Source organism: Nocardioides aestuarii (assembly GCF_039527245.1).
In the GTDB taxonomy this organism is placed as follows: domain Bacteria; phylum Actinomycetota; class Actinomycetes; order Propionibacteriales; family Nocardioidaceae; genus Nocardioides; species Nocardioides aestuarii.
This window is the reverse complement of sequence record NZ_BAAAJT010000003.1, coordinates 397,418-413,311: the sequence shown is the minus strand read 5'-3', so window position 1 is coordinate 413,311 and position 15,894 is coordinate 397,418. Positions and strand designations below refer to the sequence as shown.

General features: G+C 71.6%; 13 protein-coding genes and 1 tRNA gene. 4 read left to right on the top strand and 10 right to left on the bottom strand.

Translation table 11 applies throughout. The features are described 5' to 3' along the window. Positions 1 to 2 precede the first annotated feature (2 nt). Positions 3 to 88: transfer RNA gene (locus ABD091_RS19555), tRNA-Leu, on the top strand. Positions 89 to 123: 35 nt separating this feature from the next. Here the strand turns inward: ABD091_RS19555 and ABD091_RS19550 are convergent. The 8 genes from ABD091_RS19550 to ABD091_RS19515 form a co-directional block, all read right to left on the bottom strand. Next, entirely contained in the window at positions 124 to 570 is a 447-nt protein-coding gene (locus ABD091_RS19550) for a thioesterase family protein (RefSeq protein WP_343921714.1), read from the bottom strand. Further along, positions 567 to 1,505 (bottom strand): 3-hydroxyacyl-CoA dehydrogenase NAD-binding domain-containing protein, encoded by a 939-nt coding sequence (locus ABD091_RS19545; protein WP_343921713.1) that lies wholly within the window; start codon positions 1,503 to 1,505, stop codon positions 567 to 569. Before ABD091_RS19545 ends, ABD091_RS19550 begins: the two co-directional genes overlap by 4 nt. A gap of 1 nt (position 1,506) precedes the next feature. Beyond that, positions 1,507 to 2,394 carry a beta-keto acid cleavage family enzyme gene (locus tag ABD091_RS19540; protein WP_343921712.1) on the bottom strand — a complete coding sequence of 296 codons (888 nt, stop codon included), beginning with the start codon at positions 2,392 to 2,394 and terminating at the stop codon, positions 1,507 to 1,509. Continuing rightward, a complete protein-coding gene (locus tag ABD091_RS19535; RefSeq protein WP_343921711.1) occupies positions 2,391 to 3,356 on the bottom strand; it encodes a serine hydrolase domain-containing protein in 966 nt (321 codons plus the stop codon). Before ABD091_RS19535 ends, ABD091_RS19540 begins: the two co-directional genes overlap by 4 nt. A 149-nt stretch (positions 3,357 to 3,505) precedes the next feature. Then, positions 3,506 to 5,305, bottom strand: a complete 1,800-nt coding sequence (locus ABD091_RS19530) for an ABC transporter ATP-binding protein (protein ID WP_343921710.1) — start codon at positions 5,303 to 5,305, stop codon at positions 3,506 to 3,508. Next, complete coding sequence (locus tag ABD091_RS19525; RefSeq protein ID WP_343921709.1) at positions 5,305 to 6,150, bottom strand: ABC transporter permease; 846 nt, start codon at positions 6,148 to 6,150, stop codon at positions 5,305 to 5,307. Before ABD091_RS19525 ends, ABD091_RS19530 begins: the two co-directional genes overlap by 1 nt. Further along, the gene (locus ABD091_RS19520; protein ID WP_343921708.1) at positions 6,147 to 7,184 is read right to left on the bottom strand and encodes an ABC transporter permease; all 1,038 of its coding nucleotides are present in this window, start codon (positions 7,182 to 7,184) and stop codon (positions 6,147 to 6,149) included. The genes ABD091_RS19525 and ABD091_RS19520 overlap by 4 nt, the downstream gene beginning before the upstream one ends. Positions 7,185 to 7,203: 19 nt before the next feature. Then, entirely contained in the window at positions 7,204 to 8,796 is a 1,593-nt protein-coding gene (locus ABD091_RS19515) for an ABC transporter substrate-binding protein (protein WP_343921707.1), read from the bottom strand. A gap of 12 nt (positions 8,797 to 8,808) precedes the next feature. Between ABD091_RS19515 and ABD091_RS19510 the strand changes: the two genes are divergently transcribed. Together ABD091_RS19510 and ABD091_RS19505 are read left to right on the top strand one after the other, a co-directional pair. Further along, positions 8,809 to 9,681 carry an IclR family transcriptional regulator gene (locus tag ABD091_RS19510; RefSeq protein WP_343921706.1) on the top strand — a complete coding sequence of 291 codons (873 nt, stop codon included), beginning with the start codon at positions 8,809 to 8,811 and terminating at the stop codon, positions 9,679 to 9,681. Then, on the top strand, positions 9,678 to 11,975 hold the full coding sequence (locus ABD091_RS19505; RefSeq protein WP_343921705.1) for an arylsulfatase: 2,298 nt from the start codon (positions 9,678 to 9,680) through the stop codon (positions 11,973 to 11,975). The genes ABD091_RS19510 and ABD091_RS19505 overlap by 4 nt, the downstream gene beginning before the upstream one ends. 13 nt (positions 11,976 to 11,988) lie before the next feature. Here the strand turns inward: ABD091_RS19505 and ABD091_RS19500 are convergent, their stop codons facing one another. Both ABD091_RS19500 and ABD091_RS19495 read right to left on the bottom strand, forming a co-directional pair. Then, positions 11,989 to 13,425 (bottom strand): GuaB1 family IMP dehydrogenase-related protein, encoded by a 1,437-nt coding sequence (locus ABD091_RS19500; protein ID WP_343921704.1) that lies wholly within the window; start codon positions 13,423 to 13,425, stop codon positions 11,989 to 11,991. Positions 13,426 to 13,436: 11 nt separating this feature from the next. After that, complete coding sequence (locus tag ABD091_RS19495) at positions 13,437 to 14,990, bottom strand: amino acid permease (protein ID WP_343921703.1); 1,554 nt, start codon at positions 14,988 to 14,990, stop codon at positions 13,437 to 13,439. A gap of 157 nt (positions 14,991 to 15,147) precedes the next feature. On the opposite strand from ABD091_RS19495, the gene ABD091_RS19490 reads away from it, so the two are divergent. Beyond that, the gene (locus ABD091_RS19490) at positions 15,148 to 15,891 is read left to right on the top strand and encodes a FadR/GntR family transcriptional regulator (RefSeq protein WP_343921702.1); all 744 of its coding nucleotides are present in this window, start codon (positions 15,148 to 15,150) and stop codon (positions 15,889 to 15,891) included. Positions 15,892 to 15,894 lie beyond the last annotated feature (3 nt).

Sequence of the window (15,894 nt, the reverse complement as noted above, 5' to 3'; positions counted from 1 at the left end):
TCGTCCGGGTGGCGGAATTGGCAGACGCGCTAGCTTGAGGTGCTAGTGCCCGTATTAGGGCGTGGGGGTTCAAGTCCCCCCTCGGACACAGGAGAAGACCCGAGCCACTGGCTCGGGTCTTCGTCATTTCTCCCCCAGCGGCCCGATCCGGCGCCCCGCCTCGGGCGGCGGCTCCGTGCACACCGCGTCCGCGCGGTGGCGTACGTCGTCGGGGAACGGCGCGGACGAGCCTCGCTGCACGTGCACCCCGAGGATCTCCTCGGTGGCGCGGAGCCGGTCCTCGGCCCACAGCTCGTGCCAGATCCAGAGCAGCTTCCCGGTGACGCCGATGACCCACGAGCGGACCTCGAGGTCGGTCCCGGCCGCGACCTCGTCGAGGTAGCGCACGTGCGCCTCGACGGTGTAGAGCGAGGCGTCGTGGGCCTCCCGGTAGGCCGGCCCCAGCCCGACCGCGTCCATCACCGCGTCGGTGGCGTGGCCCATGACCATCACGTACCAGGGCTCGGAGAGGTGGCCGTTGTAGTCGATCCACGCGTCCTGGACAGGCTCGCGCCACACCGAGACGGTCATGCCCGCCCCAGCGCCCGCAGCACCGCGATCACGCCCCGGTCGCGCTCGGCGACGAGGTCGTCGATGCTGCGCCCGGCCGCCTCCCGGTCGCACCCGTCGACCACCGCGTCCCGCAGCTCCGGGGTCAGCTCGGCCGCCACCAGGCGGGTCCACGGCGAGAGGAGCGAGGGACCGAAGTGGTCGAGCATGTGGGCCATGCCGCCCTGTCCGCCGGCCAGGTGGAAGGTCAGCATCGGTCCGTGGACCGGCCAACGAAGGCCGGGACCGTCGGTGATCGAGAGGTCGATCTGCTCGACGGTCGCCTCGCCCGCCGCCACCATGTGGAGCGCCTCGCGCCACAACGCTTCCTGGAGCCGGTTGGCGATGAAGCCCGGCACCTCGCGGTCCATCGTGATGACCGACTTGCCGGCCAGCCGGAAGAAGTCGGCGGTCCACGACACCACGTCGGCGTCGGTCTGCTCGCCGCCCACCACCTCGACCAGCGGGATCAGGTAGGGCGGGTTGAAGGGGTGGCCCACCACCGTGCGGCCGGGGTTCGTGCAGAGGGTCTGCATGTCCGTCATGCCGTAGCCCGAGGTGGACGACGAGACGACCACGCCCTCCGGGGTGACGGCATCGATGTCGGCGAGCAGCCGGCGCTTGAGGTCGAGGTCCTCCGGAGCGCTCTCCTGGACGAAGTCCGCCCGACCGCACGCGGCGGCGAGGTCGGGCTCGTAGGCCAGGCGCGCGCGGTCGGCCCCGTCGGCGAGACCGAGCTCTGTCAGCGCCGGCCAGGCCGCGTCGACCAGGTGACGCAGGCGCTCCTCGGCCCCGGCCGCCGGGTCCCAGGCGACGACGTCGTACCCCCGGGCAAGGAAGTAGGCGACCCAGCCGCCGCCGATGACGCCGGTGCCGGCGCAGACGACGGTGCGGACGTCCTCCGGGGCCGGCCGCACGTCAGGACCGGGCCTTGAGCCGGAGGATCTCGCGACCCTCGTCGGGCGTGGCGACGTGTGCCCCCATGGCCTCCACGATCGTGCGCGCCTGCTCGACCAGCTGGGCGTTCGTGGCCTTGACCCCCTTGCGGAGGTAGAGGTTGTCCTCGAGCCCGACCCGAACGTGGCCGCCGAGCAGGATCGACTGCGCCACCCACGGCATCTGCATCGGCCCCAGCGCGAAGGACGCCCACACCGCCCCCTCGGGCAGCTGGTTGACCATCGCGGCGAGCGTGCCGGGGTCGGCGGGCGCGCCGTAGGGGATGCCCATGCAGAGCTGGTACATCGCGGGTTCGTCGATCAGCCCCTCGGCGACCAGCTGCTGGGCGAACCAGAGGTGCCCGGTGTCGAAGATCTCCATCTCGCAGCGCACCCCGAGCTCCTGGATCTTCTTCGCCCCCTCGCGCAGCATGTCGGGCGTCGAGACGTAGACCAGGCTCCCCTCGCCGAAGTTGAGGCTGCCGCAGTCCAGCGTGCAGATGTCGGGGAGCAGCTCCTCGACGTGCGGGAGTCGGTCGACGCCGCTGACCAGGTCGGTGCCCTCGAGGAACGTCGTCGGGTCGTGGGGGTCGAGGACGAGGTCACCGCCCATGCCGGCGGTGGTGTTGATGATGACGTCGACGTCGGAGGCCCGGATCCGTTCCACGACCTCGCGGTAGTAGGCGACCTTGCGCGACCCCTGTCCGGTCTCGGGGTCGCGGACGTGGATGTGGACGATCGTCGCCCCCGCCCGGGCGGCGGCGATGCCCGACTCGGCGATCTGCTCGGGGGTGACCGGGACGTGCTCCGAGCGGCCGACGGTGTCGCCGGCCCCTGTCAGGGCACAGGTGATCATGACGTTGCGGTTCACGGGCGCGGCTCTCCTTCGGGGTCGGGGTCGAGGTGGTCGAGCAGGGCGTGGAGCCCGAGATAGCTGAGGTCGCGGTGCTGACGGTCGGCCCACGCGTCGTCGTAGGGCCACAGCGAGGTCTTCACCACCGTGGCGCCGGTGCGGCGGTCGACCGCGACGAACTGGCCACGACTGCCGTCGGCCGCGACCCGGTCGCCGTGGTCGTCGAGCGGCCACCAGTGCCGTCCGAACCCGACGTGGGCCGTGATGGTGCTCGGGAGCCGGCCCGGCGCCGTGAAGCCGTACGCCGGGCGCGCGGCTGCGTCGGCCCATGCGCCTGCGGCTGCGTGCAGCCCGAGGCGCGACCAGTCGCGGGAGGTGGCGGCCAGCCCGCCACCCGCCAGGGCGACCCCGTCGCCGTCGACCGCGACGTGGGCGTCCTCGGTGCACCCGAGGTCGGCCCAGAGCAGCGCGAGATCGGCGGCGAACGGTCGGTCGGTGGCCCGCTCGCGGACCCAGTCGAGCACCTGGGAGTCACCGGTGCAGTAGGTCCATCGGGTGCCCGGAGCCGCCTCCGACCCGACCTCGAGCAACACGTCGCGGGAGGCGCGACCCTCGGCGAAGGAGCCGACCAGCCGGGAAGCGGGCGTGTCCGGGTCGCGATGGTCCTCGACCCAGTCGACGCCCGAGGTCATGGTGAGCACGTCGAGGACGCGCGCGTCGCGCCACCCGGTCGCGCCCAGCTCGGGCACGTGGTCGGCCACCGGGTCGTCGAGGTCGAGCGCCCCCTCGTCCACGGCCCGGCCGACGAGGTGCGCCAGGGCGGACTTCGTCATCGACGCTCCGAGGAACCGGGTGGTGGCCTCGAGCCCCGCGGCGTACCACTCGTGGACGACGGTGCCGCGGTCGAGGACGAGCAGCGACGTCGTGGAGGTCTCCGTCACCCACTGGTCGAGGCCGCGGACCGTGCCTGCTCCGGCCACCTGGACTTCGAGAGGACGTGGTGACGCCGGTAGCGGCGCCCCGCCCGTGCCCGGCACGACCTCGTGCGCCCACCCCGGGTCGGCCGCCGGGTCGGTGAACCGGAGGGCGGAGAGCCGGGACCTCACGACGGAGGCGGGCACGGGTGTCCTCAGTCGATCCGCGGGCTGTTGTCGAGGAGGGTGCGGGTGTAGTCCTCGCGGGGGTGGTCCATCACGTCGACGACCGGCCCGGACTCGACGACCCGGCCCTGCTGGAGGATCTCCACGCGGGCCGCGATGGAGCGGACGAGCGCGAGGTTGTGGGTCACGAAGAGCATCGAGATGCCCCGTGTGGTCCGCAGCCCCTCGAGCAGCTCGACGATCGAGCCCTGGACCGACACGTCGAGGGCGGAGGTGATCTCGTCGCAGATGATCACGTCGGGCTCGGCGGCCAGCGCGCGGGCGATGGCGACGCGCTGTCGCTCGCCGCCGGAGAGCCGGCTGGCCTGGTAGCGGAGCATCCGCGGTCCGAGCGCGACCTGGTCGAGGAGCTCGACCACGCGGTCGGTCGCCTCCTTGCCCTTGGCGATCCCGAAGAGCTCCATCGGCCGCTTGACGATCTGCTCGATCGTCAGCCGGGGGTTCAGGGAGAGGTAGGGGTTCTGGAAGATGTACTGGAGCCGCTTGCGGTCGATCGCGCTCCGCTTGCGCGCACCGTGGGCCAGCGGCTGGCCGTCGAAGGAGATGGTGCCCGTCCAGTCCTTGTGGAGCCCGCCCACCGAGCGGGAGATCGTGGTCTTGCCGCTGCCGGACTCACCGACCAGGGCGACCACCTCGGACTTCGCGAGGTCGAAGGTCACGTCGTGGACGACCTGCTTGCGCCCGTAGAACACGCTGAGCCCGTCGACGGACAGGATGACGTCGCGCGCGCGGTCGGGATCCGCGTCGGGGACGGTGCCGAGCGAGATGTCCCACCGCCCGATCTCGCCGGCGCGGATGCAGCGCACGTCGTGGTTCTCCGCGACCGGAGCCAGCGGCGGGACGTCGCTCCGGCAGGCGTCGACGGCGTAGGAGCACCGGTCGTTGAACCGGCAGCCGCCCGGCCGGGCTCCGGGCGCCGGCGTGCGGCCGGGGATCCCGGTGAGCGCCCGCGCCTGGCTCAGGTGTGGGATCGAGTCGAGCAGTGCCCTCGTGTAGGGGTGGGAGGGGTTGCTGAACATCGCGTCCTTGGGGCCGAGCTCCACGATCTGCCCGGCATACATCACCGCCACCCGGTCGGCGATGTTGGCCACGACGGCGAGGTCGTGGGTGACGTAGAGCGCGCTGACGCCGTGCGTACGGCACAGCTGGGCCATGGTCGAGAGCACCATCGCCTGGGTGGTGACGTCGAGCCCGGTGGTGGGCTCGTCGAGGACGAGCACCTTGGGCTTGGGCAGGAAGGCCATCGCGAGGGCGACCCGCTGGACCTGCCCCCCGGAGAGCTGGTGGGCGTAGCGGCTGAGGAACTCGTCGTCGTGGGGCAGCCCGACCTCCGCCAGCCCGTCGCGCGCCCCTTGGAGCCGCGACTCGCTCGTGCCGATACCGCGGAGCTGGAGCAGCTCGACGAGCTGCTTGCCGATCCGGATGCTGGGGTTGAGCGCCGAGGCAGGGTCCTGCGGCACGTAGGCGATCTCCTCGCCGCGGACCTGCCGCATCTCCTTCCAGTGCATGGAGAGGACGTCGCGCTCCTCCAGCAGCACCTTGCCCGACGAGATCACCGCGCCGGCCCGGGCGTAGCCGAGCAAGGAGGTGCCGACGGTGGTCTTGCCCGAGCCGGACTCCCCCACCAGCCCGATCACCTCACCGGGGCGGAGCACGAGGTCGATGTCGTCGACCACGTCGACGTCCTTGCCGGTGAGCATCACGCCGAGGTCCTCGACGACCAGCCCACCGACCTTGCCGCCCTCCCCGGGCGCCTGCGTGGCGGTCATCAGTTCTCCCCTCGCTGCGCGACCTGCGCAATGCCGTCGGCCATCAGGTTGGTGCCGATCGCGAAGATCGCGATGATGATCACCGGGGCGAGCACCGCCCACGGCTGGGTGGCGAGCGCGAGCCGGTTCTCCTGGATCATCTGGCCCCAGTTGGCCGCACCCGGGTTCGTCGAGAAGCCGAGGAAGCCGAGCGACCCCACCAGCCCGATCGAGTAGGTCAGCCGGAGGCCGCCCTCGGCAAGCAGCGGCGCGTTCATGTTGGGCAGCACCTCGGCCAGGATCACGCGACTGCGCTTCTCGCCGAGCGCCTCCGCCGCGATGACGAAGTCGCGCGAGACCAGCCCCAGCGCGACACCGCGCGCCAGCCGGGCCACGCGAGGAGCGTGGGAGACGCCGACGAGCACGATCAGGATCAGGGCCGACGGCTGCTCGATCGCCGTGAGGACGACCAGCGCCAGCAGGATCTGGGGGAACGAGAGCACCACGTCGTTCAGGCGCATGATGACCTCGTCCCACCAGCCGCCCGCGTAGGCGGCCACGATGCCGATCGCGATGCCGAGGACCATCCCGAGGAGGGTGCCGAACAAGGCGATGACGAGGATCTCCCGGCCGCCGTACATCACGCGGCTCAGCACGTCCTGGCCGAGGTAGTCGGTGCCGAGCGTCCCGTCCTTGCTGAAGGGCGGACCGGCGACCTCGTTCTCACCGAACGGCGCGACGTAGGGCGCGACGATGACGAACGCCACGAGCAGCAGCGTGATCGCGAGACCCACGCTGAACCGCTTCTGGCGCAGCGCCTTGCGGAAGGTCGAGGGCTCAGCGGGAGCCGGTGCGTCGGTGCTCATGACGAGATCGCCGTCCTCGCGCGCGGGGTCAACAGGATGGACAGGAGGTCGGCGACGAGGTTCACCACGACGTAGACGCCGGCGATGATCATGCTCAGCGCCTGGACGACAGGGACGTCGTGGTTGCGGACGGCGTCGACGAGCTGCAGGCCGATCCCGGGGTAGGAGAAGAGGGTCTCGACGACGACGACGCCGCCGGCGAGGAAGGCGAGCTGGAGCGCGACGACCTGGATGCCGGGGACGATGGCGTTGAGCAGGGCGTGCTTGCGCATCACGACGTTCTCCGGGATCCCCTTGAGCCGGGCCAGCTCGACGTAGTCGCTGTCGATGACCTCGAGCAGCGAGGCCCGCACGATCCGGGAGACGTAGGGCGCCACCCACAGCACCAGCGTCAGCGTCGGGAGCACCATCGCCTCGGGGTTGTCCCACGGGTGGCCCGTGGGCGAGCTGATGGTGACGGCCGGGAAGACCTTGAACACCGTCGTCGCCAGCAGCGCGATGAGGAGCACGCCGATGACGAACTCCGGGAGGCCGGCGATGGCCAGCAGGATCGTCTGGATCACCGTGTCGGGACGGCGCCGGCGGTAGTGGGCCGAGATCATCGCGACACCGAAGGCCAGCGGGATCATCACCAGCGCGGACAGCGCGACCAGCACCGCCGAGTTGGTGACGCTGCCGGAGATCAGCTCGCCGACCGGACGGGTGCTCGCCAGCGAGGTGCCGAGGTCGCCGGTCAGGAGCCCACCCGCCCAGTCGAGGTAGCGCGAGACCACCGACTGGTCCGAGCCCAGCAGCTCCTCGAGCTGCTGGACCCGGCCAGGGTTGGAGTTGTAGTCGCGACCGAGGATCGCCCGGATCGGGTCGCCCAGCGTCGCGGTGGCCAGGAACACCAGGACGGACACCAGCCACAACGTCAGGACCGCGAGGCCCAGCCGTCGCAGCAGCCACCACGCCCAGGCCGCGGCACCGTGCCGCCGCTGGGATGCGGCCACCTCCTCGAGCGGGTCGTGCAGGGCTGTGGAGACGTCACTCATGCCGAGACCGCCGCCGGCCCTACTGGACCGACACCTTGTCGAACTTGTAGGAGCCCAGTGGCAGGTAGGCGCTCGGCTCGAGGCCCTGCACGCCGGCGGCGTAGCCGTCGACCTGCTGGCGGAAGCCCCAGATGATCAGGCCGCCCTCGTTGTACTCGATCTCCTGGGCCTGGAACAGCAGGTCCTTGCGCTTGTCCTCGTCGAGCTCCTTGGCCGCTGCGTTGACGAGGTTGCGGTGGTCGGCGTTGTCCCAGTGGGTCTCGTTGTAGGTGCCTCCCTGGTCGGGCGGGAAGGTGCCGACGACGGCCTGGGGGATGTAGTTGCGGGTGTTCCAGAAGTCCTGGGCGAACGCGTAGGAGAGGTAGTCGTCGTCGTAGAAGGGCGTCTTCTTCGTCACCTTCACGTCGACGCCGGCCGCCTTGGCCTGCTCGGCGAACAGGTTGGCCGCTGCGGGCGCGACCGAGCCGATGTCGGCGCCGGTGAACAGCTCGACCTGGAGTCCCTCCTGGCCGGCCTGGGCCAGCAACGACTTGGCCTGGTCGATGTCCTGCTCCCGCTGGGGCAGCTCGCTGTTGTAGTTGACGTCGAGCGGCGCGTACATGTCGTTGCCGAGCGAGCCGTAGCCGCTGAGCGTCTGGTCGATCATCTGCTGGCGGTCGACGATCAGTCGCAGTGCCTGACGGACCCGTACGTCGCTGAACGGCGCGACGTCGACCCGCATGGTGAACGGCACCCAGGCACCGGTGTCGGAGACCAGCACCCCGCCGCCGGCGCCCTTGATCGTGTCGATCAGGTTGTAGGGCAGGTTGTCGACGGTCTGGATCTGGCCCGCCTGCAGGGCGTTGACCTTGGCGCTGTCGTCGGCGAAGTCCTGGATCTGGAGCTCGTCGACGAAGGCCGGGTCGCCCCAGTAGTCGGCGTACTTGGTGAACGTGCTGGTCTTGCCGGGGTCGAAGGACTCGTAGGCGAAGGCCCCGGTGCCGACCGGGTTGGCCGGGTCGAACTCGCCGCCGGGGATGATGCCGAGGGTGTACTCGGCCAGCAGCGAGTCGAGGATCGCGTAGGGCGTGTTGAGCACGAGCTCGAGCGTGGCGTCGTCGACCACCTTCGTCGACTGGAAGTCGATGATCTGCGAGAGCTGGCCGCCGGCCGAGAGCGGGGCCTTGGGGTTGGCGACCCGCTGGATGCTTTTCCAGGCGTCGTCGGCCGTCACCGTCTTGCCGTTGTGGAAGGTGACGCCCTGGCGCATCCGGATGGTCCAGGTCGTGGCGTCCTTGGAGCCCTCGATCGACTCAGCCAGCGCCGGCTCGAGCTCATAGGCGCTGTTCCAGAAGAACAGCGGCTCGAACAGGTTGCTGACCCGCGCGATGTCGGGGTTGGTGACCGGGGCGTGCGGGTCGAGCGTGTCCTTGCTCCCGCCGCCGGTGGCACCGTGGATCAGGATCCCTCCGGTCCCCTGGGCGCCGCCGCCCGTCCCCCCGCCGCCGCCGCCGTCGTCCCCACCGCAGGCGGCGAGGAGGCTGCTGCCGGCGATGGCCGCCGCGCTCACCCCGGTGTAGCGGAGGAGCTGGCGGCGGGAGATCTCTAGCTGACGACGTGAGTTCTGGTTCACGAGCGGGCTCCCTTGTTGCGCAATGCGCACGAGTGGTGTGAGATACGCAACATAAAGGAGCAGGAGGAGTCGGTCAACGGACCCGGCCGCATAGTCACCGGACTGTCACCATCCAGACAGCGTCCGAGCTCGACCCGGGTCCAGTCCGTCGAGCGCGCGGCGGCGCTCCTCCGCGCGGTCGCCGCAGCCGCCGACGACGAGACCACGGCCCCCGCCCTGGCGGAGACCGTGGGCCTGCACCGCACGACGACGTGGCGCATCCTCGCGACCCTGGAGCAGGAGCGCCTCGTACGGCGCGACGAGCGGACCGGCGCCTACCGCCTCGGCTTCGGCCTGATCGATCTCGCCGGCCAGGCGTCGGGCGCCGCCCTTGCCCGGTCCGCCGCCCCGGTGCTGCACCGTCTCGCCGAGGAGGTCGGGGAGACGGCTGCGCTGGCCGTGCTCCGCGAGGGCGCCCTGACCTACGTCGCGGAGTCGACCTCCGCCTCCGTCGTGGTGTCGGCCGGCCTCTCCGGCGTCCCGGTCCCGCTGCACGCGACGTCGACCGGCAAGGCGTTGCTCGCCTTCTCCGCCCGGGAGGACGTCCGCGCGCTGCTCGGGCCGGGGGACGGCGACCTGCCGCGCTACACCGGCGCCACCATCACCTCGCGCACGGCACTCATGGAGGAGCTGGTCGCGACCCGCGAGCGCGGCTACGCCGAGTGCCGTGGCGAGTTCGAGACCACCGCGTGGGGCGTCTCGGCGCCCGTCCTCGACGCGGGGGGACGTCCCGTCGCCATCGTCAGCATCTGGGGCCCGGGAGAACGCCTCACCGACGACCGGTTCCCCGCCCTGGGTGGGCTGGCGGTCGCCGCTGCCACCGAGATCACAGGAGAACGCCCGTGACCGTCGACCGATCCCGGCTCCCCCTCGACGTCGACACCACGTCGCGCCCGATCCGGCCGGTCGAGGCCGCACCCGGGTCGCCCAACGTCGTCGTCGTGCTCATCGACGACATGGGTTTCGGGGCCTCCTCCGCCTACGGCGGTCCGTGCGAGATGCCGACGGCCCAGCGGCTGTCCGACGAGGGGCTGCGCTACAGCCGGTTCCACGTGACGCCGCTGTGCTCGCCCACCCGGCAGGCGCTGATGACGGGGCGCAACCACCACTCGGTCGGCATGGGGGTGACCAGCGAGATGTCGACCCCGGAGCCGGGCTACCACGGCTACCGGCCGGCGAGCGCGGCGACGATCGCCCAGATCCTCAGCGGCAACGGCTACTGCACCGCCGCCATCGGCAAGTGGCACCAGACCCCGCCGGTGGAGGTCAGTCCGTCGGGCCCCTTCCCGCGGTGGCCCATGGGTGAGGGGTTCGACTACTTCTACGGCTTCATGGGCGCGGAGATGAATCACTGGTACCCGCAGCTCTACCAGGGCCGCTACGCCGTCGAGCCCGACACGCTGCCCGAGGACGGCTACCACCTCACCGAGGACCTGGTCGAGCACGCGATCTCCTGGATCGAGAACCAGCAGGCGATCACCCCCGACCGACCGTTCTTCACCTACGTCGCCCTCGGCGCGACCCACGCACCGTTCCACGTCGCGCCCGAGTGGCGGGAGAAGTACGCCGGGCGCTTCGACAAGGGCTGGGACGCCCAGCGCGAGGAGACTCTCGCCCGCCAGAAGGAGCTCGGCCTCGTGCCCGGCTCGACCGAGCTCGCGCCATGGGCCGACGGCGTCCCCCGCTGGGAGGAGCTCGACGAGACCGAGCGTCGCGTCGCGGCCCGGTTCATGGAGACCTACGCGGGCTTCGCGGAGCACGCCGACGTCCAGGTCGGCCGGCTCGTCGACGCCCTGCAGGACATGGGCGTGCTCGAGGACACCCTGGTCTTCTACCTGCTCGGTGACAACGGCGCCTCCGGCGAGGGTGGCCCGCGCGGCACCTTCCGCGAGCACCTCGTCGGCCACGGCATCCAGGACGACACCGCCGACATGGCCGCCCGGCTCGACACCCTCGGCGACCCCACGACCTACGGCATCTACCCCGCGGGGTGGGCGCTCGCCATGAACACGCCCTATCCGTGGACCAAGCAGGTCGCCCACCTCGGCGGGACCCGCGACGGCATGATCGTGCGCTGGGGCAACGGCATCACGGCCCGGGGCGAGGTCCGCCACCAGTGGCACCACGTCATCGACGTGCTGCCCACGATCCTCGAGGCGGCCGGCATCGAGGAGCCGGCGACCTACGGCGGCGTGACGCAGCAGCCGGTCGAGGGCACCAGCCTCCGTTACTCCTTCGACGACGCGGACGCCGTCGACCGCCACACGACGCAGTACTTCGAGATGATCGGCAACCGCGGGATCTACCACGAGGGCTGGACCGCGGTGACCCGTCACGGCGTCCCGTGGGAGATGGTCACCGCCCACCGCCGGCCCTTCGACGAGGACGTCTGGGAGCTCTACGACCACTCGCTCGACTGGAGCCAGGCCCGCGACCTCGCGGCCGAGCAGCCCGAGAAGCTGCGCGAGCTGCAGGAGCTCTTCCTGCGGGAGGCGGAGCGCTTCCACGTCCTCCCCCTCGACGACCGGGTCACCGAGCGCGAGAACCCCGAGGTCGCCGGCCGGCTCGACCTCCACCTCGGCCGCTCCAGCCTGTCCTTCGGCCCCCGGGTGGGGCGGCTCACGGAGGAGACGGCCCCCAACGTGAAGAACCGCTCCCACGTCATCACCGCGGACCTCGAGCTCGTGACCGGGACCAACGGGGTCGTCGTCGCCCAGGGCGGCCGGTTCGGTGGGTGGTCGCTCTACGTCGTGGGAGGCGTGCCCCACTACGCCTACAACCACGTGGGGCGCGACCTGACCGTGGTGCGCGGCGGCAAGCCGATGCTGCCGGGCCGCCACGACCTCGTGGTCCGCTTCGACTACGACGGGGGACCGCCCGGCAGCGGGGCGGACGTCGCGCTGCTCGTCGACGGCGCGACGGTCGGCTCGGGCCGGGTCCCGGCGACCACGGCCTACTACTTCTCCTTCGACGAGACCTTCAACATCGGGGTCGACCGCGGCACCCCGGTCGTCGACGACTACCTCCCGGTCCGCAACCACTACGAGGGCCTGATCCACCGGGTGCGCTTCGACCTCGGCGAGGTCGGCAGGCCCGCTGACGAGGAAGGGCGTGGCCGCCAGGTGATGGTCCACCAGTGACCACCGCGGTGGCTCACCAGGAGGTGGCCAGCGGCCGTCCTTCGTGGAACCCGGCCGCGGACTGGACGCCGATGACCGCGCGCTCGTGGAACGTCTCCAGGTCGCTCGCCCCCGCATAGGTGCACGCCGACCGGACGCCGGCGCAGATCTGGTCGATGAGGTCCTCCACGCCGGGCCGCGCGGGGTCGAGATACATCCGCGAGGACGAGATGCCCTCCTCGTAGAGACCCTTGCGGGCCCGGTCGTACGCCGACTCCGTGCTCGTGCGGGACGCGACGGCGCGCGCCGAGGCCATGCCGAAGGACACCTTGTAGGCACGGCCGTCGGCGTCGACCTGCAGGTCGCCGGGCGACTCGTGGGTGCCCGCGAACCAGGACCCGATCATCACCGAGCCGGCGCCCGCGGCGAGCGCGAGGGCGACGTCGCGCGGGTGGCGCACTCCCCCGTCGGCCCACACCGACTTCCCGAGCTCCCGGGCGGCAGCCGCACACTCGAGGACGGCGCTGAACTGGGGCCTGCCCACCCCCGTCATCATGCGGGTGGTGCACATCGCGCCGGGACCCACGCCCACCTTGACGATGTCGGCGCCCGCCTCGACCAGCGCCCGCGTCCCCTCGGCCGACACCACGTTGCCGGCTGCGACCGGGACCGGGAGGTCGAGTGCCCGGACGGCCTCCAGCGCGGCGACCATCCGGTCCTGGTGGCCGTGGGCGGTGTCGACGACGAGGCAGTCGATGCCGGCCTCGACCAGCTCGGCGGCGCGGGACGCAGCGTCCCTGCCGACGCCGATGGCGGCGGCGACGCGCAGCCGGCCGTGGGCGTCGACGGCGGGGTCGTAGAGCGTGGCACGCAGCGCGCCCGTCCGGGTCAGCACGCCGACCAGGTCGCCGTGACCGTCGACCGCCACCGCCAGCGGTGCTCGCGCGGCGTCGACCGCGTCGAAGACCTCCCGCGCTCCCGCGTCGGACGCCACGGTGACGGCGATCGGCGACATCACCTCGCCGACCTGGGCGAAGCGGTCGACCTCGACGCAGTCCCGCTCGGTCACCAGCCCGACCGGACGGCCGTCGGCGACGACGACCGCCGCCCGGTGGGCCCGCTTCGGGATCAGCGACAGCGCCTCGGCGACCGTCTGGTGGGGGCCGAGCTCGATCGGGGTGTCGAAGACCAGGTCGCGCTGCTTGACGTGGCGGACCACCTCGGCGACGACCGGGACCGGGATGTCCTGCGGGATGACCGTCAGCCCGCCGCGCCGCGCCACCGTCTCGGCCATCCGCTTGCCGGCGATCGCCGTCATGTTGGCCACCACCAACGGCAGCGTGGTCCCGGTGCCGTCGCTGGTGGCCAGCGAGACGTCGTAGCGGCTGGCGACGTCGGAGCGCCGCGGCACCATGAAGACGTCGTCGTAGGTCAGGTCGTGGTCGGGGCGGTCACCGTGGAGGAAGTGCACGGTGACCGACGCTACCGGGCGGTGAAGTCCTCCGGCGGGAGCTCCTTCTCGAGGTCGGCGCCGTAGTGCTCGACCTCCGGGTCGCGGTGGAGGCCGCCGCTCATGGCGTACTCCTCCTCCGGCGACAGGACCAGGCGGTGACGTCCGAAGACGGCGAAGGCGACCAGGGCGATGGCGTAGAGGACGGCGATCGCGATGATCGCGGCCCGGAAGTCCTCGTTGATGAAGAGCCCGATGAAGGTGACCGCGGCGATCGCGCCGGCCACCACGGCCCCGGCCACGCCGACCGGGCTCTTGTAGGGACGCTCCGCGTTGGGGAACTTCTGCCGCAGCAGCACGAAGGACACCATCTGGAGGATGTAGGCCAGCACGGCCCCCCAGACCGCGATGTTGAGGACGACGGCGTTGGCGGTGTCGGCAAGGCTGTCGCTGCGCTGGGCGATGAAGTCGACGACCAGCAGCACCACGAAGCCGAAGACCGCTCCGGCGATGAGCGCGGCGTAGGGCGTCTTGCGGGCGCCCGTGACCGACAACGCCTTCGGGTAGTAGCCGGCGCGGGACAGGGAGTACATGTTGCGGCCGTAGGCGAACATGATGCCCTGGAGGCTGGCGAGCAGGCCGATGAGCGCGAAGAGCGAGAGCGCGGCCGCCCAGCCCGCGGGGAGGAACGCACGGAAGCCGTCGAGCAGCGGTTCGCCCGAGTCGCCGAGCGCGTCCGAGCCCGTCACCGCGGGGTTGATGAAGAAGACCAGGGCCCCGCAGGCGACCAGCGTGAGCATCCCGACGATGCCTGCGCGCGGGATGTCGCGGGCGGGGTCGTGGGCCTCCTCGGCGGCGAGCGGGAGCTCCTCGATGCCGAGGAAGAACCACATCGCGAAGGGCAGCGCGTAGAGGACGCCCGTCCACCCGAACGGGAGGAACGTGCTGTTGCCGGCCTCGGGCTCGATGTCGTTGAGCTGGCCGAAGTCGACGGCCCCGTTGGCGAAGGCGAGCACGGCGAAGAGGACGAGGATGCCGATCGAGATGACGGCGACGGCGATCGCGAACTTGAAGGACAGCTCCGCCCCGGCGGAGTTCAGGCCGACGAAGGCGACGTAGAGGACCAGCCACCAGATCCACATGTTGTCACTGAGGTCGAGGCCGAACAGCTCGTCGGTCGCCGCGTTGGCGTAGCCCGCCGAGAAGAGCACGATCACGCCGGTGGTGAAGACGTACTCGATCGTCTCGGCGAGACCGGTGACGAAGCCGCCCCAGGGCCCCATCGAGGCGCGGGCGAAGGAGTAGGCCCCACCGGTGTGGGGCATCGCCGCGGACATCTCGCCGATCGAGAACAGCATCCCGAAGTACATGACGATGATGACGACGCTCGCGATCAGCAGCCCGCCCCAGCCGGCCGAGCCGATGCCGAAGTTCCAGCCCGAGAAGTCGCCGGAGATGACGGCGGCGACGCCGATGCCCCAGAGCCCCCAGAAGCCGGCCGAGCGTTGCAGCTGGCGCTTCTCGAAGTAGCCCTCCTCGGCGTGGGAGTAGGTGACCCCGCCCCCGGTCCGCTTCTGCTCTGCCACGACGGGCTCCTCTCGACGAGCCTCGGACTGATCCTGCTCGGAAGGTAGACCTGTGCGAGCGGACGTGTAAAGGTTCGTCCGGAGATTGAGGTATGACTCCAGACCATTGGCGGGCCCGTCCGGGACCGCTCCCGGACGACCCCCGGAGGAGGCCGCGATGACCGCCGTCCCGCCCTCCCCCACGGCCGGGCTGCGGACGGCCGTGCTCCGCCGGGCCCGCAGCCACCACGCCTTCGAGCACTGCGTGGAGCAGCTCGCCACCGCGATCCGGCTCGGGGTCTACCCCCGTGGGACGACGCTGCCTCCCGAGCGCGAGCTGGCTCAGCACCTCGGGGTGTCCCGCGCCACCCTGCGCGAGGCGATGGCCGCGCTCCGCCAGGCCGGACTGGTCGAGACCACCCGGGGCCGGGCCGGCGGCACCGTCGTGACGCTGCGGCCCTCCTCCCCCAGCGCCCGCGCTGCCGCGCGGATCACCGACGAGCACCGGCGCGAGTGGCTCGACGTCCTCGACTTCCGGCGCATCGTCGAACCCGGGTCCGCGGCCCTCGCCGCGTCACGCACCCTCGACGGCGAGGCGCGCGCGCTGCTCGAGCAGGCCCATGCCGAGGTCGCGGCGGCCGACCGGCCGGCCGCCCACCGCCAGGCCGACTCGCGGTTCCACCTCACCGTCGCGACGCTGACCGGGTCGCCGCGCGTGGTCGAGGCGGTCACCTCGGTCCAGGCCGCGCTCCACGAGATGCTGCTGGCGATCCCGGTGCTCGACGCCAACATCAAGCACTCCGACGACCAGCACGAGCGGCTGGTCGCCGCGGTGCTCGGCGGCCAGGCGGAGAAGGCACGGACCATCATGCAGGGACACTGCGACGACACCGCCGCGCTGCTGCGCGGGCTGGTGGGCTGACCG